Genomic DNA, 20333 nt, shown 5'->3' on the forward strand with positions numbered 1-20333 from the left:
AGGTTAAGGCAGATATTTTCCTCCATAACCAATTACCGATTCGGTTGATAAACTCGACCAAATGTATGATCAGGGTGAATCTCAACTACTAAATCGACTAGAGCAGCACATTGAGATAAGGGTTGAATAAATAATTCAGGGTGTAGCGATCGCCAGAAATAATTGACGAATTCTTCTATTTGTGCATCTGACATTCCTGTTTTACCAGCAGCAATCATTTTTTGTTCGGCTTGTTTGCGCCATTCCAAAGAGCAACGGTAATCAGTGGGATATAACAAAATTAAACTGTCTAATTTCTCCCATAGTGGTAAATAATTATTTAACTGACGATTCATATCACGGGCAAAAGCCTGATCTTCATCAGTGAGAATCGGCGGTGGGGGAAAGTTAAAGAGGCTGGGATCAATTGGGCGGACACCAACAAACCATCCCTCAAAAATTAAAATATCAACTCCTGTAATAACATCTGGATCAGTGCGATCGCCTGCACCAGCGTGAGCAGATTTATCAAAGCGAGGAACCACTACAGGGCTTTTTCCTTGACGGATTTGTTCTAGTACATTCAAACCTAAATCGATATCATGGGTTCCTGGGGGGCCACGCCAAATTAAACGGGGGTCTTGTTGTCGTAAAGCTAGGCGATCGCTATAAGTTTTATATAAGTCATCTAACGACAAACTCAAGGTACGATATCCCAACTGCTGGAGAATGAGCTGAATCACTAGGGAAGTGGTAGTTTTACCCGTTCCTTGACTACCTAAAATTCCTTGAATAAAAGGGCGTTTTAACTGTTGATGTTGTGCGGCTATTTTCATCCCCAGTGGTAGCCATAAGTCCCACAAAACCGGGAACATTTTTTCTGGTAGTATTTTCAGATTATTTTGACAGAATTGATGAAAAGCTGGCATTATCCCTGGTAAAAGACGCGATCGCTCTCGGATCATTTCCTCTACATTTGTCGGCGTGATCCCAAAAGCTTTAGCCCTTGATTCATCTGCTAAAGCTGCTGCTTCCGCTTCCTTCTGACTTGAAAAAGGGTGTAGGGGTGTAAGGGTGTGGGGGTGTAGAGGAAAGATATCTTTCATGTTTGACTGTGAAACTTGCTTCATCGGAACTACCTAACTTGCATCACGTCGCTCAATTCCCCATTCCTAACTATGATCCCAGCTTAAAAGCTTCAATAAACAGGCTATAGGTAAAGCCGACCTTGAGAAGATTGAGTGATTCGACTAAGAGCGATCGCCTAGCGAAAAAGCCTTGACTGTAAAATATTCTGCTAGTAACCTCTGTTAAGGTTACTAAAAACGCCGCGATCGCAATATCTAGTTCAGCCTGTTGACCTGCTGTGGTAGAAATTGCTGTACCCAGAAAAAATCCGAACAGAAAGCTAATCAATAGTAGCGATAACCGCCGCCAAGGATTTAAAAACCATTGCCCCAACTGCCTAGCAATGGTGTCGAACAAGTTGTTAAGACGAGTGTTTTGCATCGGTGAAGTTTTTGGAAAATGATGGGCAGTTAGGAAGGCTCCATCAAATTAGTATAAATTACCAGGATGCTAACAAGTAATTGAGTATTAAAAGCTGGTTGAAGGGACAATACGAGCTATGACGCTTTTAAATGACATAGTAATTTGTATGGGTTGTTGACTGCTGACGGTTAACTGTCAACTGTCAACAGTTAACAGCCAAAACGAAAAGATGTACAAGTTAAAGCAAGAGCAGCTGATTAACTCACTGAGCAAATGTTACGAAATGTAAACATTTTCGGTTGCACAAGATCCAGTTTTGGAGGAGAATAGCTTGTGCCTCAGACTACTTAATTCCCAAAAATCATCATTTTCTTTATCAGTGTAAATATATAATTAATGTATTATATAATACTTTTATTTTGGCCAAAATTATACGTTATTCCTAGCATAATAAAGCATTCAAAGCCTTTATTCGGAGAAACATGAGGTAATTATTCATGCTTCCGGTTTTAGGAAAAATTGATACTTATGCTACATTCTTGAGCCAAATTCTACAGAAGCCCACACCCAGAAAGTCAGCAATTTTCTTTGATTATCTCTAGGGAGAATAGGCTACTATTTGGTCAAGCCTACAAAAATAATTATTTCTAAAATCAATATCAATATGAAATCTTCAGTGTATCGTAAAGCTGTGGTGACAGCTTGCGCCTTGGGTCTACTGGGGTTACTGGTAGGTTGCTGGGGAATGACCGTATCAATTGAAGCTACAAATCCAGATACTTCTTCAAGTATATCTACTGATATAGAAGAGATAAAAAGCAATTCGCATTTGCCAAGTAATTCTACTGAGGTAGTAAATAAAACAGATTCACCAACGAATTTAATCACACAAAAGAGTGAGCCAACAAATTCCATCTTGGCTGCACGTCAATCATTACCCAGTGACACCAAGCATCTGGGTAAATTACGCATGAGTAATCAAACGGATCAACCTGTGCGATTGGCTTTATTAGCTCGCCAGTCAAGTAATAAAAGCTCGATTACCAAAGAAAGTGGTGTTCCGGCTCATTGGGATTTTGATCCCCAAGAAGGTAGTGAAAGAGGGCTAATACTCTCTCTACCAAACGGAGGCATGAAACTAGAAAAAGGTGACATTTTAGTAGCCTTTGCCCAAGATGGTTCCCGTCGCTACTGGGGCCCTTATGTTGTCGGAGAAACGCCTCAACCCACTTGGAATCCCCAAAGCCAAGAATGGGTTTTAGTTCTTAGTCAATAGTCGAACCAATTCGCTTTTTCCCGTTGGTAATAGCCTGTGGCAAGGCTAACGCCAACGCAATTACAATCATTGGGGGTTTCGTGTTGACTGTTGGCTGTTAACAGTCAACAGCCCTCACAATGGATTTGCAACTTAAAAGCAGAATAGCTCGCTCGTGCAACGCAATAAAAAAGTAGGAATATTCAAGAACAAAACATAGCCACTGAACGACTTATGATCAATGCAAGAAATAAAAAATTAATAGTTTACAGCCAAAAAGCCATCGACTATTAACTATTGACCATTGACTAATGACTATTGACTGATGAGGTTAAAATTGAGCGTTCTTGGCGCTGTCGAGCGGTGCTTCAATAATTTAGTAAAGCGTCCAGCCCTTGCTGTGACTGCCTCAATTCTGTGGTTGATTCTAATTGGTTGGATAGGCTATGGATGGAACTTAGGCAGTGTTGGCTTGGTTGACGAAACAGAGCCATTATTTGCTGAAGCTTCACGGCAAATGTTAGTTACGGGTGATTGGATCACGCCGTTTTTCAATGGTCAAACTCGTTTTGACAAACCTGCTTTAGTTTATTGGTGTCAAGCGATCGCCTATGCGGTGTTTGGTGTGAATGAATGGGCGGTGCGTCTTCCCTCAGCTTTAGCAGCAATGGGAGCAGTTTCCCTAGCTTTTTACACTGTTCATTGGTCTCTAGCGAAAAAAGATGAGTTAGAACAAGTGACACGGCCAACTCGCCGCTACTTAACAGCCGGTGTAGCCGCAGGTGTGATGGCACTTAATGCCCAAATGATTGTCTGGGGAAGAACTGGTGTCTCAGATATGCTCTTGACTGGGTGTATCGCCTCAGCTTTGTTATGCTTTTTTCTGGGATACGGGAGCAAAGAAAATCCCAATACCCGATCGCTATTCCCTAACAAGTGGTACTTGGCTTGTTATGTGCTGACTGCTGGGGCAATTTTGACTAAAGGCCCGGTGGGTATTGTTTTACCGGGGATCGCTGTCTTGGCATTTTTGCTATATGTGGGGCAGTTGCGGACAGTACTGCGGGAAATGCGCGTCATTTTAGGGGCTGTGATTATCTTAGCTTTATCTGTTCCCTGGTATGCCTTGGTGATTTGGCGTAATGGTGAGAGTTACATCAACTCTTTTTTTGGATATCACAATGTGGAGCGTTTTACGGAAGTAGTTAATGGTCACTCGGCTCCTTGGTATTTTTACTTTGTGATAGTCACACTATTTTTCGCCCCATATTCGGTCTACTTACCTTTAGCAATTTTCAGACTGAAGTTGTGGCGGCGATCGCACTGGCAAAATCAAGAACGTTCCCAGCAATTGGGTTTATTTGCCTGTATTTGGTTTCTGAGCGTCTTTAGTTTCTTTACAATCGCTGTTACCAAACTACCAAGCTACGTCTTACCTTTAATGCCGGCGGCCGCTATTTTAGTAGCATTGTTATGGAGCGATTTCTTCCCCAGTAATGAACAGACAAACAAGATAGAGATTACTTATCCATCTTCTGTTTTACTAGCCAGTGGCTGGGTGAATGTCATCTTTTTAACTATAGTAGCGGTAGCCTCATTTCACGTGTACCATCTGTTGGGTAATGATGATGCAGCTCCCAACTTCCGCCAAAATTTACAAGATTCTGGGTTACCGGCGATCGGCGGCTGGCTTTGGCTTGTGGGGGCAATTTTTGTTGCTGTTTTAATATTGCGTCGCTATTGGCATTCTATTATCGGCGTTAATATGCTGGGATTTGTGGCCTTTTTGCTAGTTGTCATTATGCCAGCTTTGTTTTTGATGGATCAAGAGCGTCAACTACCATTAAGAGACTTATCTGCTGTTGTAGCTCAAGTACAACAACCAAAAGAAGAAATAATCATGGTGGGTTTCAAAAAGCCGAGTGTAGTTTTTTATAGTCACAAACAGATAAATTTTGTCCGGACGACAGAAGAGGGTGTGGAATATATCCGTAATTTAGCTAATCAAGCGGTTAAACCATCTTCCCTGTTACTTATGACTAACAAAAAAAACTTCTTTAAAATGGACTTGCCTCCAGATAATTACGAAAATTTAAAGATTCAAGGTGCTTACCAATTAACTCGAATTAATTTCAGGAAGATGAAAGCTGAAAAAGTTAAAATCTCCTGATTGGTAATCATTTAGAGTTTCCTTCCCCCGGCTTTTCCTAAAAGTCGGGGATTTTTATATGAATTTTGTTTTTTGTGTTATAACCCTAAGTATGTTGCCCAAAGGATGTATGAAATAATAGCTTTTTGGGCAAAATTTGAGTTAGATCAGGTCACTACCTTAGAGCGACAATTGCTGCGTTCCACTACAGGCGATCGCCAAAATTTTGGCTCTATATAAATCAACTATATTTCCGTAAAATTACTATTTTCAATTAATAGATTTTACGTATAAATTGCTGGCATCTTTGCGTAAATTTTTTGGCCGCAGGAAAATTTAGATGAATAAAATACAAACCAATATAAATACTGGTGATTTTACCTCTCCATTTCTGGGTACTAACTATACTTTCTGGAACGTAGGGACAAGATTAATCACTCTGCTGCTGATATTTACAGCTATTTCTCACAAATCGGCAGTTGCGGCAGATAACATTGCCACTGAAGACCAACAGCCCGAATTGAGTAACTATCAAAAACCTCAAGATTTTTTTACAGCATCTAAAGTTAATTCTCAAACCAATCTTAACCTGAAGCAACGGTTACTAGCACATCAAAAAAGTCGTCAGATGGCTCAGTCTGAAACTATCAAAATTAATGATGGTTTTACTGCTAATGTTGCACCAGAAACCTTTAGCAATTCTTTTCCTGAAACTACATTTTCCCCTATAGTTCAAAATGATTTAGTAACAGAGGATAACTCTCAGCACAATTTATTTATTTCTCCAGTTAGTAATCCTGAATTACTAACAGAAAAACAGGCTAATATATCTCAAAATTTACAATCCCCAATCATTGCTCAAATAGACTCATCAGAAACAGTGGGCGATACCTTTGGCGACACTAATAAGTTACGCCAAGAACTTCTAATTGAACCAATTATCAAACCCAGGGAAGCTTCAAAAGCTTCTCCTGGTTCAACTGCTGGTACTCCTTCTGCCTATGGTGCAAGTTTCGGTCAGGCCTATATTGGTGGTGGTTTATTTTTTCCTCTAGAAGATAACAAAGATAGGGTAGATGGTTCTTTATCTGTTGGTTTTGGGTTAGGGGATTCTGCTAAATCTGTAGGGTTGGAAGTTAACGTCAATATTACTAGTGTGGGTGGTGGCGACACTTTTGATTTTGGTGATAGCGGTGGTGTGGGATTCAAACTACATCGGTACTTGGGTGATGGTACAGCAGTAGCTGTGGGGTGGTCAAATGCTATTAAATGGGGGGATGTAAGTAGTTCTAAAGATACCATCTATGGTGTAGTTACTAGGGCATTTCCATTACAACCCAAAAACTCAAACAATCAATTACCTTTGACGATTTCCGTCGGTCTTGGTAGTGGTGCTTTCCGTTCTAAAGGTGCAATAGATGCCAATGAGAATCCGGCAAATCTTTTCGCTAGTTTAGGTTTGAGAGTTATACCTCAAGTATCTTTAGTTAGTAGCTGGACTGGAAATCGTCTCAATATGGGTGCGTCTTTTGCCCCTTTCAAGAAGATACCTATAGTTATCAATGCTGTTTTCACAGATGTTACTAGTAACTTTAATAGTGGTCTGGGTTTTTCGCTGAGTGCTGGATACAGTTTTCGGTTTTAACTGCTGAGTTATAGCCGTAGTCAGATAGATTAGGACATCAAGCTAAGATAAAACCCTAAGAGCGTGTTTGAAAAGTGGTTTACTGTGATTTTAGACACTTGTTGATCCCCCCCCTTAAAAAGTTACGATGTACACACAAGTCTGATAACCTAGCCCCACAACGTTTTGATCCCCCCTAACCCCCCTTAAAAAAGGGGGAACAAGAATCAAAGTCCCCCTTTTGAAGGGGGATTTAGGGGGATCTGAAATATTTGGCTACACCAATAGGAACTTTTCAAACATCCTCTAACCATCAAAGCCTTTCAACAGTTAATAATCAGTAGTCAACAGCTATATATCTGGGAATTTCATCAAAATTAAAGGCAATGAACAAACAAAAATTTTCTCTAAGTCTGGTTCTAACTTTGATTATCTCCGCTTATTTAGCGGGTGCGCCTGTGAGAGTATATGCTGGTGGCGGTGGCATCACAGGCGGAAGTGAAGACTCTTCCTCATCATCAGGTGATAGTTTTAATCCAGCAGATTCTCAATCTTCTCCGGAACTTGCCCCTGGTGTGAATATAGAAATTGGTAGTGATGGCGGTCTTAGCACATCAGCAGAAACTCAAAGTAGTTTAAATGCAGCGATCGCTAATGTATTAAGCCAAACCCCAGCAGCAAATAGTGTAGCAGCAAATATTGTAGCTATCTTGCAAGGAGGGGCAAATGCGGCCGCAGCAGCTAATCAGCTACAGTCTTCTTTAGTGAGTTTAGGAGTTACCGGTTCTTCAGCACAGGCGCTGGTAAGTGCTTTATTGGGTCTAGCTGGGAATAAATCGGCCTCTGCGTCGGGTTTTACCGTAGGCACTAAAAGCTTAATCACCAATTCAGTAATAGCCCAAAAAGAAGCCTCCCCAACTCTAAATATTAATAATTTGAATGCTGCTATTAATGCTTACAACAAGATTGTGATGGAAAGTAGTCCAGAGGTTCTTCAACAACTGGCAAAAGATGCAAATTTTCGGGCAATTGGTAATCTACTCAAGCAATTACGGGCTGCTTTGAGTCAAAGTTAAAAGTTCAACGCGATGATACTAAAGTTATTAGAGGTGCAATTGACAATCCTTTGGCTAAAGCCAGAGGATTATTGTTTTCAAAATCCAAATAGTATGAGATGAGACGTAAACTGAAATTAGTAAAGTTGATTTTAGCGATCGCCTTTATATTTACTAGCATCATTCCTGTGAGGATTGCGATCGCTTTTCATCAAGCCCCCGTACCACAGGCTATTTTTGTGTTAGGTGGTGCGGCTGAGAGGATGGGGTTTGCAGCGCAATTTTGGCAATCTCACCAGAATTTAGATATTTGGGTTTCTGACTTTGCTTGGAATTTAGATGCTAATCGCCGGATATTTTTAAAATTTGGTGTTCCTGATGCAAAGTTGCATTTGGATGGTAGAGCAACCGATACTGTGACAAATTTCACAACTTTGGCAGGAAATTTTGCTGACCAGAGGTTACAGCATATATATTTGATTACGTCAGATTATCACATGAGAAGGGCGCAGGCGATCGCAACCATAGTTTTGGGTAGTCAGGGAACTGTGGTTACACCTGTGGCGGTAGCCTCTAGGAATCAGCCACCAGAATCATTGGTAAGATTATTAAGAGATGGAGGGCGATCGTTTTTATGGCTTGTGACTGGACGGACTGGGGCTAGTTTTAATTCTAGACTTAAGTCCCATCGTGATTTTTAACTACCTACTAATTTGTTGAGAAACTACCTTAATCAGATTACTCTTTGACAGGTTCAGATATTTGAATTAATACCTGCCATGCCTGATTACGTAAAAATGGCAACTTGAATAACAATTGATCTAAAAATTCTAGGATACTTAATATCACTCTAAAACCAGGAAAATCCACAATTAGAACAGCCAACAGTGAAGTCAAATAAAAATACTTTATTTCTATATTTTTAAAATATTGTTTTATTAATTTTAAATCACTTTCTAGAAGAGGGTGTTCATCTTCAGAGCGAATTGATGGTGTTAAACTACGAAATAAGTTAATAAGTATATTATGCCCAAGCGGTTCAATAAAAATAGCCTTCCCCTCTGGCTGGAGAACATTTGCTATTGATTTAATTGCTTTTTCCAGGTCGAGATGATGTAGAATTCCAGAGCCACAGATTAAGTCTATTGAGGAAGAGTTAAATGTTAATTCCTCTGCATTCATGACTTCAAATGAAATATTTTCTCCTATTTGTTCATTTAATGCCTGGACTTTAGCGACTTCAATGGCTACTGGAGATATGTCAATACCTATGACTTTCTTAGACTGACTCTTAGCTAAAACAAAGGCATAACTGCCAGTTCCACACCCATATTCAATAATTGTTAAACCTTCACAATTTTTCATTAATAATTTCACATACTCTTTTTTAATAGACTGAGCTACTCTATAAAATTTCCCAACTTTTTTGCTTCGTTTAGAATCATCAGCAAATCTTTGATCATGGAATTTTTTCTCACGTTCAATTCTGGATATATCTGTTTCCATTTGATGTTCTAACATTTTGTATTTCCATTTACAATTGAAACGTATCACCAAGCATTTACTTTGAAAATCTTATGCCTCACTAGCTGATATCCGTAGCCAGAAAAGTGAGAAATTGGCATCGTTAACAAAGTAACTCCACAAAAAAACCACAGACTTAAACAAGAAGGAAGTTTGTCTTCTTCACCACGCCAAAGTTCTGTAGCAAAGTTTTTACGGAATTTTAGAGTGGTGCGTAAGCTTTCCCCAAATGGAAAAAATAAGCCACTCAAAATTAATGCTTCTGTATGTAGAGATAACTGAGGAACGATGAAATCAATCAGCGATAACAACAGTGTAGCTGATATAAATAAAAATGGTAGCTTTCCTCTCAATTGCAACTGATTTTTGTGTTTAATACTGGTTAAGTAACGTCCTCTGCCGTATTTAAAGTATTGAATACAGATGGATTGCCAGGTTTCTCTGGGATAGTACCATACTCGAATATCTGAACTAATATAGATAGCTTGAGGGTTTTTAGTGAGCAATTTCTGATTTAATTCAGCATCCTGGTTAGTAATTTGCGAAATATCAAACCCAGAAGTATCACGTAATTCTTTTGTCCAAAAACATCCTAAGTAAACTGTGTCAGCATAACCGTCATAGTTAGGATCTCTATATTTAGCTCCACCACTGCCTAGGAAACTTTTAGAGGCCAGTGCTACCCCTGCCTGAAAAGGAGTTTTAGCCACAAATCGTTGTGCGCCACCGACGTTAATGGCTTTAGACTCTAATAATGCTTCTACACATCGTTCTATATAGTCTGGTGCGTAATCAGAGTGAGCATCAGCTCTCAGGAAAATATCACCTGTACATTTTTGCAAACTTAGATTTAGCCCAGCAGATTGGATTTTTAACGGATTGTGTATTACTTTAACTCTAGAATCCTCTAAAGAAAGTTTTTTTACAATATCCTGAGTACCATCTGTACTGTCACCATCAGCAACCAATATCTCAACTAAATTGGGATAAAGAGTTGAAATAAATCCTCTAATTAGTTTTTCTATATTAGCAGCTTCATTATAAGTAGGAATTACTAAGCTTACGAATGGATAACTATTTATACTGTATTTATTTAACATAATTCATAGTTGTTTATCTGTTTTCTTTTTTAACACAATTGTTGTGCCACGAATTAACATTGCGGATATACTATATTTGGAAAAATCTTGACTAATTGATAATTTGTTTATTTTATCTAAATCTGATTTTGTTCCTTCTATAATTTTATCTTCTAAAACTTCAAACCCAACATCTGAAAATATATTTAAATAGTCCTGGTGTCGTAGTCGATTTTGATAATGTAATGAAGGATTAAATAGTAAATTCCAAATTTTATTATTAAATTGAAGAAAATTATACACAGAAATACTACTATCAAAATATGAATAATGATCCTGATAATCAATTTTAAAACTCATAATTCCATCATTCTTTAAAAGGCGATAGCATTCTTTTAAAATAGCAATAATATCATCTGGTGGAATATGTTCTAAAGTATTAGTTGAAACAATGTAATCAATAGTTTCTTGTTCCAAATTAGTTTTCCTAGCATCGAATGGCGCTCGATATTGTATTCCATAGAATTGCATTAACTCATCAATACATTCAAGCTGATTTTTAAAATACTTTTTTGGTATACGTTGAAGTTTTAAATAGCTACTTATGTGCTGAATTTCTTCTATAGCCTTATTAATTAACTCAATACGAATTAATTTACGTATATCTATCAAAGCTTGATGATTAACTCCTAAGCTATAAAAGAGTAAAGGTTGTACTAAATCCCATCCAGCTCCAAATTCATAAAAAGTAGCTTGCTCAAGAGAGTCTGAAGTATATTTATGAAAATTTTCAATATGTTGCTCTGCAATCAATAATTTTTCTTTTATTTTTGATTCTTTAAGCGGCAAATTTTTAGTTATATTCTTTTGAAATAAATAGTTTATATTCTCTCCAAAAGGAATTATCGAGAAGATATATTGTAGTCCAGCTTTGTATTTCCAATTCATAATACTCAACTCAATTTTGTTAATTTGCTTGTAAAAATTTATTAATTAATTCTATAAGCGATTTTGCATTAGTCTTATATTCATGATTTTCTTCTACTAACCTACGGCCTTCCTTACCTAACCGAAAACTTATCTCTGGATAAGATAAGAGATATTTCATTTTTTCCGCTAATTCCTCAAAATTACCTGGCTCAATCAAGTAACCATTTACCTTATCTTTTACTACTTCTGGTATACCAGATATTTTTGAAGCGATCACTGTTCTTCCTAGAGACATCGCTTCATATATAACTGTTGGTATACCATCCATATCTCCATTTTTGTCCATGATACTAGGCATTACTAAAGCTAGACAATCAGTTAATATGTTTGGTAAGTTTTCATTTTTATATTTACCCTTCAACCAAACAATATCTTGAAGTCCATTTATTTCTATTAATTGCATAAGATTTGCTTCTTCGGGACCAGATCCATAGATATCAACAGTAAAATATTCACCTTTTTTATGTAGAATATTAGATGCTTTAATCAGGGTTGAAAAGCCTTTTTTTGTAACTAAGCGACCTAAAGCTACAAATCTTTTACTTTCTAAAGCAGGAGAAAGTATATGAAAATCATTAGTCCGGATAGAAGTATAATTAGTTATAACTTTTTCTTCATTTATAGACAAAATCTTTAATATTTCCTGTTTACCATACTCATGCGCTGAAAAAATTTTAGTAGCGTGTTTTATTTTAATAAATTTGAGTAAGTCAAAATTTTGTATACTTTTATCGTAAATATCAAAAGCATGTACTTTGAATGAAAAAGGGCATTTTAGTAGCTCACTTAGCATCAAAGCCACTGTAGCAGTTCCTTGACCAAAATCGGCATGAATCCAATCATAAGCTGGTGTTTTATCTGCTAAAATTGCATACCATCCAAGAGTGAATACTAACGCTGCTAATTTCTTTTTAATAGCGAATGGGTTGGCTGATGCAACTAAAGTATAAAATAAAACTTTATAAAGAGAAATCGGTGATTTATTTAAGCATAATATTAGCCCTAAAAGTGCATTTTTATAATTAGGATAAAGGACTTTATCTAGTAAACATTGAGCAACCTGATGAATTTCAGAAGCAGAAAATTTTCTGCAAGAAAGAACGGTTATATTAACTTCATTTGCTTGTATTCCCAGCATCTCATTCTGCTCAAACACTAAGCTTAATGCTGGAAACTGAGGAGAAATATAGAGAAGATTTTTAAGGGTTCTCACGATTGTTAAAATCTACACTTTTTGTAAAACAATACAAGTAGCTGATACTTGTTTAAATAAATAGGGCAATTTTGCAATGCTATCTCGCCATGTGTGTGATTTGTACATTGGTAGCATTAAACGTAGCATAAAAGCTATTGCAAAGATTACAAATGGTAGAGAAGTTCCATTGTATCTACTGCAAACAATTTTTCCATCTATCATTTTTAAAGCTGGAAATTCTCTCTTAAGCTCATCTATATCAGGACGAAACATAGTATCAATAGGATCAGGATGGTAGGGATAATCACAAGGGACAGTTAGGAATAGATAGCCACCAATAGGTAAGATTGAGTAAATAATTTCACAAATTTCCTCTCGATTAGATAAGTGTTCTAGTAAATTTGAACACATCACAGACTTAATATTTAATTTGGCAATTTCTTGCAAAATATCAGGGTTACAGAGGTCTCCAGCAATATCAACACCTTCATTTGTCTTAATATCTAAGTGAATTACAGGATATCCCTCTTCTCTAGCTGGTTTAAATATGTAATTATTTATCCAAGGCTGGGTTTCTTCTCTAAACTTTTTAGTAGAACTGCCTATATTTAGAAGTGGAAATACTTCATTAGTGTTTAATGAGTAAATATTTTGAGCTAGCCATTCTGCTTCTTGTTTAAGCATAAATTAACCTCGTAATTGTATTTTTAAATTAGAATACACTCTATATAGCATAGTTCTTAAATCCTATAGTTTCTAAATACTGAGACACAATATAATCTGTGTTAAAATCCTTTGCTCTCTGAAAAAGTAAATTTTGCTCAGTGGGATTATCTAATGTTTTTTGCATAGCATCAGCTAGAAGAATAGGGTCTTTTACAAGAGTTAGCAATCCATACTTACCATTCTCTAAAATTTCTGCTGGTCCGTGAGGACAGTCAGTTGAAACCACAGGACAGCCACAAGCCATTGCTTCAATTAAAACTGTTGGTAATGCTTCGTACTGTGAAGATAAAACAAAGGCGCTTGCTCGGCTCATGTAAGCATAGGGATTAGAGACAAAACCAGGCATCAAGACATCAGATTCTACGCCTAATTTTTTGATTAGAGCTTCTAACTCACTCCGTAATTCCCCTTCGCCCAAAATTAAGAGACGGGCAGAAATTTGCGAACGTAAATTAGCAAAAGCAGTAATTAAAGTTCTATGGTCTTTTGCCTTAGTAAGCCTACCTACAGATAGAAAAACAGGTGGTTGATTAGGTAGAAACCACTGATGCTTTAGTGGCTCATTCATTTTTAAAATTAGGTCATCATCAATTACTGGGTTATAAATAGTCTTTACTAAACCTTGTTGAAGTCCTAATTCTCTTTCTAAATCACGAGATGTCCCTTTAGAAACTGCTATTAAACTATTTGCTAAAGGGTAAGATAAACGCATTAAAGTGGGTACAAGTTTAGCTCTATTAGGAAAATTGTGTTTATTAGCAGATAGCGTAGTGTGTTCCACTAATACCACTCTGGTAGATATATGTGAGAAAAATTGTGCCATTACAGCTGCCACATTTGCATTACTCAGATGAGAAATTAAGATTTTAGGTTTCTCGCGTTTAAGATAAAATGCAAGTGGAATAGTTGAAGGAATAACCATTTTAGAATTTAAACAAATAATCTTAACATCTTCAGGAACCTGAGCTAACAATGGGCCTTTTAATTGGGTCAAAATAAGATCCGGTACAATACCTCGTTTTACCAAACCTTTTAAAAGATTAATGACAACTTTTTGAACTCCACCTCCATCTAAATTAGGCAAAAATATAGCTATTTTTTCTTGTAATTCTTTTTTAGCCACATTATCATTGCTGTCATTATTTTTGTTTTGTTTTATTTCGTTCATATTTTTTATAATTTACTAATGATAATACATGGATAAAATAAAAGCTTTAGATTGAAAACTGTCTTTTGTATAATTCTTCTAGTTCAATCAATTAAGAGGAGCTAGTTTTGAACTTTCTTATAATATTGCTGCCCAAAAATTAAAAATTTGTTATCATCCAAATCTTTCTTGATCAATCGTCTAAATAATTTTTTTTAGATTCATACAAAAGACAAATAGAACCGAATAATATATATAGTATTTTTTTGTTTTCCCATGACAGAGTTGTTCCCATAACAAATACTACTAATATTGACACTAACATCCCTAAGCCCCAAGGGTCTTTTTTAGATAGATTTAAAGTATATTGAAATCCAAAAAATAAAATCGTTACAAAAATTGTTATTCCTATTAACCCCATCTCACTCCAAACTGAAAGAATAATATTATGAGCTACCAAACCAATTTCTGGATTATATGTACTTCTAGGTAGACGAACACTTGAATAATCATCTATTACATATGGTAAAGCTCCTGCACCAACACCTAAGAAAAAATTATGCTTAATAACTTCTATAGCTGCAAGCCAGATATCCCACCTAGCTAATGCGAATTGAGATTCATCTAATTGATTAAATCTACTAAATAACGGCGAAATAAATAAATTTAAAAACTCATTAATTGTATCCATGCCCAAAATATATAAGATACTCGTGAACAATAAAATTATTAAATAAAAATATTTTTTTTTAAATTTTCTTAAAGCCAAAAAGCTTAATGGCACAACCATAGCAATTAGACCTGTTCTGGATAGTGTTAACAAAACTCCAATCAAAATAGTAGCTAAATTAAAAAACATCAAAAGTCTACTACGTTTAGATTTAAGCTGTGAGTAAAATACATAAACTCCCACTGAAAAAGCTATTAGTAGTAAACCTGCAAGATCATTTGGATCTTGTCCACCAGTAGTAAATCTGTCTAAATTATTTTCTAAACCTTCAGGTCTAGCTAAAAAATTACCTAGAATGACAGAAGCTGTACAACCTATCAACAATGATATCCAGTAAATAGAAAGCCATTTTCTATTACTAAGAAATACAATAGAAAATAAAATAAAATTACCAATTAATGTAATAGTTGTGATTAAGCTTGTTTCAGGGCTAACACTCCACAAAATACTAGCAAATGACCAAAATATCAAAGTCAAAATTAAGTTAAATATTGGATCTTTAAATATACTTAGTTTATTAAGTACAAGACTCTTTTGAAGAAAACATCCAACTCCAGTAAGAATAATTAGGTAACGAGAAATACTGCCAGATTCTCCTGTTCCTAAAAGGTTCTCAAAAGGTAGCATAAACATTATTATGGTAAATCCAATAGCAAAATTCTTAAATAGAATAACAAATAAAAGATATATAATTATTGGAGACAATAAAATGAAAACCATTATTTCTTCTTTCATTAATGCCAAAGTCCTTCAAATTATTATTTTTAAGCCTGTAAATATTCATTAAAAAATACAATTATAAATATATAGACATTGATGATAATTATTTTTATTGCATATCCTTGTCAATATTTTTCACAACAAGATAGGTTGATACTTCTCCAAATATTAAAACGCTTCCAAGGATAAAGCTCATGAAAAAAGCTGATTGTTGTAGTATGATGCTTAATAAGGTAAGTGTTACAGCACTGATCATATTAACAACTGCTCCTACATGAGGTATCCCAATAGAGTGTATTAATGTATTTGAATAACCGAGATACATAGCTAGAAGAGTGCTAACTCCCATCACTAAAAAAACTGGTATGCTTGCTTTATATACTTGACCTAACAAAAAATATTGAACACAAGACATAATAATCAAAACTGTTATCATTACTCCGAAAAATATAGGAGATATTTGCCACATACGCTTGCGAAATAATTGGCGGCTTTTAGCATCTTTAATTGCAGAAACATCCGGTAAAATTATTGTTCTAATTGCATCATTAATTAGTAAAAAAACAGGGAGAAATGTCAAGCTTGCACTATAAATACCTACTTCAGTAGGATCTGTTTTTCGTGCTAAAATAAATTGGGGAATTTGATACATAAAACTGAATAATATCCCGGCTATCCCTACCCAAACTCCATAATAAAAAATAGATTTTAAAAGTTTTATTTCATTGGTTGTAAAAAACACATTTTTGTATCCATAAGATACCATTTCTGAAATTTGTCTATAACTTATTAATAGAGAAAGCGGTAGAAAATATAGAGATACAATAATTGTCGTATTTGAAATTTTGTTAAGCATCAAAAAAATAAGTGCTGTTATCAGCCGCAGTAGTCCGTAAACTAAAGTGTACTTTTGAAAAGCTTGAAACTTTTTCTGGGCTTGTTCTATAGCTCTTGTCGTCGTCCAAATACTCAGCAGTCCTCCAGAAATAATAGCTAGGTTAATAAGTAATCCTGTACTTTGCAGCATAGGTAAAGTTTTAGCGAGCAGCTTACTACCTGGATAACTAAAACATATTGTGAGTAATAATAGCCCAAATTTCCACTTGTTTATTACTATAAGTAAACTAATTTTTTCTTCATCATCTGATGCCACATTGTATAAACGAACTAGGGCAACACTAGTACCGAAATCGAGTACAGAAGATAAATTTGTAGTTACAGCAACTGCAAGAGCAAACTTAGCAAATTCAGCAGGGCCAAATAAACGTGCAGCTAAAATAGTAATGGCAAACGAAGAAAAATTATTAAAAATATTGGCGCTTAGTACATTAAGTAAAGTTCGTATTTTTGGATGCAATTTAAGTTTGTACATTTATTATCAGCATCTATTTTTCTATAGCTAGTTAGAAAATGCAGATAAAATCATGGGTGATTAAATTGCTTTTTTCTTCCGCCATAACATTACACAACTTAAATCTTTAACACCTCAGAGATAACACTGGGTTCTCTAAAATATTAACCAGTTAAAGCAGTCTTAACCCAGTAATCTTACTTAGGTTAGACTTAATCCTATCCTTCTTGCCAGAATTATTATCTCCAGTATTTTTATGGGAGTAGTAGTAACTGTAGTCATTACTATCAGTAGCCACACAATTCACCACCATTCCCAAGACCGGCACACGCGAATGCTCAATAAGTGTCTTTGTCGTCTTAGCCGCAGCAGAATTAAGCACACCAGGGCGTGCAACTAACAACATTCCATCTGCCATTTTTCCTATGATCGAAGCATCCGCTAAAACACTTAAAGGTGGAGTGTCGATAATTACGTAATCATAATCTTCAGATGCTTGTTGGAGTAACCCATTCATGCGCTGTGAGTCTAGTAAAGCCGCAGGATTAGGCGGTATAGTGCCAGAAGTCAGTAATTCTAGATTAATTACCACTTCCTTAGCAGCTTCGGCTAGGGTAGCCTGACCCACTAAAACATTGCTTAAACCCATCAAGTTAGGCTGTTGCCACATTTCATGTTGACGAGGGCGACGCATATCTGCATCAATCAATAGTACCCGCCTTCCCATTTGGGCAGTTGCTACCGCCAAATTAGCGGCGATAAAAGACTTACCCTCATTCATCACACAACTGCTAACTACAATTACCTTCAGTTTCTTATCAGAAAAGGAGAAGCCCAAATTGATTTGCAGCATTTCAAAGGCTGCATTAACTGAAGAGTAAGGGTTATTGAGTACGGGTAATTCGGTGATACTCTCACCACGAGCCAGTCTCACTTTTTGATCAAAAACTGGAATTGTACCCAACAAAGGATAATCCAACAACTGTTGAGCTTCTTCTAGTGTCCTCACAGACTTGTCTCCAGCCTCTAGCAACAAAGCTGCACCAATAGCTAAGAAAAAGCCTAAAAATCCCCCTAATGCCAAATTCAAGAGAATACGAGGAGAAACTGGTGTTTTGGGAAGTAAAGCTTCAGAAACAATCCTGGCATTACCCACATTCTGATTTTCCACCACCTCAACATCTTGCAATCGTTTTAGCATTTGTTCGTAGGTGGTCTGGGCAATCTGTAGCTGTCGTTGTAACTGTAGTTGTTGTTGTTCCAGTTTGGGTAAGACTCTCAGACGGGCTTGATAAAGGACAAATGCCTTCATCAACACACCAACTTGATTTTCTAATCCCAATCGTTCAACTTCCACCTGCACCAAATTAGCAGTTAAAGTCTGTTTGAGTTCCCCTATTTGTAAATCTTGCTCTGGAATAGGCTGCGAACTACCTAAAGTTTTGCTCACTCTTCCTTCTAGCTGCTCTTTGAGAGCTTGTTCCTTATTTAATAAATTAGCAATAACCGGGTGTTCCTCAGTAAATCGTGACCTCTCCACAGCTAACTGGTCTTGAACCTTCTGGTATTCTGATAGCACTTGTTGTACTGCATTAGATTGGCTTAAGCTGCTCAGTGCCATAGCTTGCTTTGTGTTCAATGCCAATTGATTTTGCAAAGCACCAGAACGAGTTCTAGCATCAACCAACTGTGCGCGCAGTAGAGTCACCTGGCCGGATAATTCATTTAGCCTTTTGACTCCTTGTATAGCTTCTTCTTGTAGGGAAACAACCTCATATTTTTCTTTGAACCGACGTAGTGCTGCTTCCGCTTCTGTGACTTTCGCTTCGACTAAAGGTAATTGCTTACTTAAAAATTCCCTTGCGGCTGTAGCTTCAGAACGATTATTGCGAACATTATTCTCTAAATAAGCGCTCATCAACTTATTGACAATCGCTGTTGCTTCTTCAGGATTAGCACTACGGTAAGAAAGTTGTAAGATATCCGTTCCTCGGACACTTTTAATTTTTAAGTTCCGGAGGAAATCATCTATTTCTAAAGGTTGTCCCTGTTCATCCTTCAGCTGGGACTCAGCAATAGTCTTTTGAATTATGGGGTTTGAGCGAATAATTTCTGCTTCAGTTTCCAAAGGGTTAGAAAGATTGGTCACCCCACTGAGTTGTCCCAATTGCTCACTTACCCCTGTCAGGGAAGAAACGCCACTTTGCTTATTGAAAAGGAGTTTGCCCTCAGCTTCATAAATTGGTTTTTGGCTAAAAGTAACCAACCCTGTAACTCCAAACACCGACCCTATAATCGCGGCTATCAGTAACCAACGTCTTTTTACAATCAGCCAATACTGTTGGAAGTTAATCAGGTCTTGATCGTCTTGGTGGGAAGGCATAGTTCAGATAGTACCTTAAAGATTGAAACTACTAAAAATTATTTCTTTCATTTATATTGATGTAGAGCAGTAATGCAGTCGAATGTAGGAAATATTCAACAGTTATCAGTTATGTAATTCCTAAATAAAGGGATTCGCAGTTGAGTCAAATACAGACCTAACTCCCAGCCCCTTCTCTTGTAGGGAAGGGGAGTAAAAATCAAAGTCTCTCTCCTTGTAGGGGAAAGGTACTCTATGAGAAGAGATTCGCTTTATGGAGAGAGGGTTAGAGTGTATTGCATACAAACGAGAATCACTATATTTTTTGAAATCCACTTAGGTCAGTGCCTAAACAAAATAGGGGTTTTGTAGGCATTGTACACTCTAAAACTAAGCTTCGAGTGTACGGGCTTTTTTCAAGGATTATGCCGGGTTTTTCTATTGATTAAAGCGGTGAAACTGTAATCACTGTTCGCTGATTTAATTTCCTTAGTAACTGCTACTGACTGGATGCAACCTGATTTAAATAATCAATAAAGATTTAATAAAAGATTATCAAGCTTTTTCCCCAGAATAGCCTACGTATTTTCACTGTTCTTTTGTCTAGCGTAATAAGGTGATACGCACCTAAATCAAATATTCTTGCGTCAGGGCTGTCCATAGTCAAGAGTCCAGAGTCAAAGGCTAGCTTGGACTTTGGACTTTGGACTTTTGACAACCTGAGTGCGAAATATACAATTTAAATGCGTAACAGCTTATCTATATTACTGCGAATTACTAATTGCGAATTGGTTTTATGTTGTTCGGCTTGCTTACCGTGCTAAATACTAAGTTATATTTATTTTCTTATATAGCGTTTACCAGTCTAATGAAGTACATTATTTAAAATAAAGATAGTGTAGATACTCAAGGGTAAAAATGAAACCATATTCCCTAGACTTTCGCCAAAAAATATT

16 protein-coding genes are annotated in these 20333 nt (G+C 36.4%); 5 read left to right on the forward strand and 11 right to left on the reverse strand.

Features of this window, described 5'->3' with window-relative positions; translation table 11 throughout:
• Positions 1–32 precede the first annotated feature (32 nt).
• Both H6G14_RS09655 and H6G14_RS09660 read right to left on the reverse strand, forming a co-directional pair.
• Positions 33–1085, reverse strand: a complete 1053-nt coding sequence (locus H6G14_RS09655; RefSeq protein WP_190567227.1) for a glycerate kinase — start codon at positions 1083–1085, stop codon at positions 33–35.
• 70 nt (positions 1086–1155) lie between these two features.
• Entirely contained in the window at positions 1156–1488 is a 333-nt protein-coding gene (locus H6G14_RS09660) for a DUF565 domain-containing protein (RefSeq protein WP_190567183.1), read from the reverse strand.
• Between the two features lie 646 nt (positions 1489–2134).
• On the opposite strand from H6G14_RS09660, the gene H6G14_RS09665 reads away from it, so the two are divergent.
• The 5 genes from H6G14_RS09665 (at position 2135) to H6G14_RS09685 (ending at position 8254) form a co-directional block, all read left to right on the forward strand.
• Positions 2135–2746: a hypothetical protein gene (locus H6G14_RS09665; RefSeq protein WP_190567185.1), complete on the forward strand. Its 612-nt coding sequence runs from the start codon at positions 2135–2137 to the stop codon at positions 2744–2746.
• Between the two features lie 304 nt (positions 2747–3050).
• Positions 3051–4895 carry an ArnT family glycosyltransferase gene (locus H6G14_RS09670; RefSeq protein WP_190567187.1) on the forward strand — a complete coding sequence of 615 codons (1845 nt, stop codon included), beginning with the start codon at positions 3051–3053 and terminating at the stop codon, positions 4893–4895.
• A 319-nt stretch (positions 4896–5214) separates the two neighbouring features.
• On the forward strand, positions 5215–6519 hold the full coding sequence (locus H6G14_RS09675) for a hypothetical protein (RefSeq protein ID WP_190567189.1): 1305 nt from the start codon (positions 5215–5217) through the stop codon (positions 6517–6519).
• A 365-nt stretch (positions 6520–6884) separates the two neighbouring features.
• On the forward strand, positions 6885–7574 hold the full coding sequence (locus H6G14_RS09680) for a hypothetical protein (RefSeq protein ID WP_190567191.1): 690 nt from the start codon (positions 6885–6887) through the stop codon (positions 7572–7574).
• A 98-nt stretch (positions 7575–7672) separates the two neighbouring features.
• Positions 7673–8254 carry a YdcF family protein gene (locus H6G14_RS09685; RefSeq protein WP_190567192.1) on the forward strand — a complete coding sequence of 194 codons (582 nt, stop codon included), beginning with the start codon at positions 7673–7675 and terminating at the stop codon, positions 8252–8254.
• A gap of 37 nt (positions 8255–8291) precedes the next feature.
• Here H6G14_RS09685 and H6G14_RS09690 read toward each other — a convergent pair whose 3' ends face one another.
• From H6G14_RS09690 to H6G14_RS09730, 9 genes are all read right to left on the reverse strand, one after another.
• The gene (locus H6G14_RS09690; protein ID WP_199326103.1) at positions 8292–9074 is read right to left on the reverse strand and encodes a class I SAM-dependent methyltransferase; all 783 of its coding nucleotides are present in this window, start codon (positions 9072–9074) and stop codon (positions 8292–8294) included.
• A gap of 29 nt (positions 9075–9103) precedes the next feature.
• Complete coding sequence (locus tag H6G14_RS09695; RefSeq protein ID WP_190567194.1) at positions 9104–10177, reverse strand: glycosyltransferase family 2 protein; 1074 nt, start codon at positions 10175–10177, stop codon at positions 9104–9106.
• Positions 10178–10180: 3 nt separating this feature from the next.
• Positions 10181–11104, reverse strand: a complete 924-nt coding sequence (locus H6G14_RS09700) for a class I SAM-dependent methyltransferase (RefSeq protein ID WP_190567196.1) — start codon at positions 11102–11104, stop codon at positions 10181–10183.
• Between the two features lie 19 nt (positions 11105–11123).
• On the reverse strand, positions 11124–12359 hold the full coding sequence (locus H6G14_RS09705; RefSeq protein WP_190567198.1) for a glycosyltransferase: 1236 nt from the start codon (positions 12357–12359) through the stop codon (positions 11124–11126).
• A 12-nt stretch (positions 12360–12371) separates the two neighbouring features.
• Positions 12372–13025, reverse strand: coding sequence for a class I SAM-dependent methyltransferase (locus tag H6G14_RS09710; RefSeq protein WP_190567200.1), 654 nt, complete (start codon positions 13023–13025; stop codon positions 12372–12374).
• Between the two features lie 40 nt (positions 13026–13065).
• On the reverse strand, positions 13066–14235 hold the full coding sequence (locus H6G14_RS09715) for a glycosyltransferase (RefSeq protein WP_190567202.1): 1170 nt from the start codon (positions 14233–14235) through the stop codon (positions 13066–13068).
• 172 nt (positions 14236–14407) lie between these two features.
• Positions 14408–15679, reverse strand: a complete 1272-nt coding sequence (locus H6G14_RS09720) for an O-antigen ligase family protein (protein WP_190567204.1) — start codon at positions 15677–15679, stop codon at positions 14408–14410.
• Positions 15680–15773: 94 nt separating this feature from the next.
• Complete coding sequence (locus tag H6G14_RS09725) at positions 15774–17036, reverse strand: lipopolysaccharide biosynthesis protein (protein WP_190567206.1); 1263 nt, start codon at positions 17034–17036, stop codon at positions 15774–15776.
• Between the two features lie 151 nt (positions 17037–17187).
• The gene (locus tag H6G14_RS09730) at positions 17188–19398 is read right to left on the reverse strand and encodes a GumC family protein (protein WP_190567208.1); all 2211 of its coding nucleotides are present in this window, start codon (positions 19396–19398) and stop codon (positions 17188–17190) included.
• Between the last annotated feature and the right edge of the window lie 935 nt (positions 19399–20333).

It is taken from the genome of Nostoc parmelioides FACHB-3921 (assembly GCF_014696625.1).
Taxonomy (GTDB): Bacteria; Cyanobacteriota; Cyanobacteriia; order Cyanobacteriales; family Nostocaceae; genus Trichormus; species Trichormus parmelioides.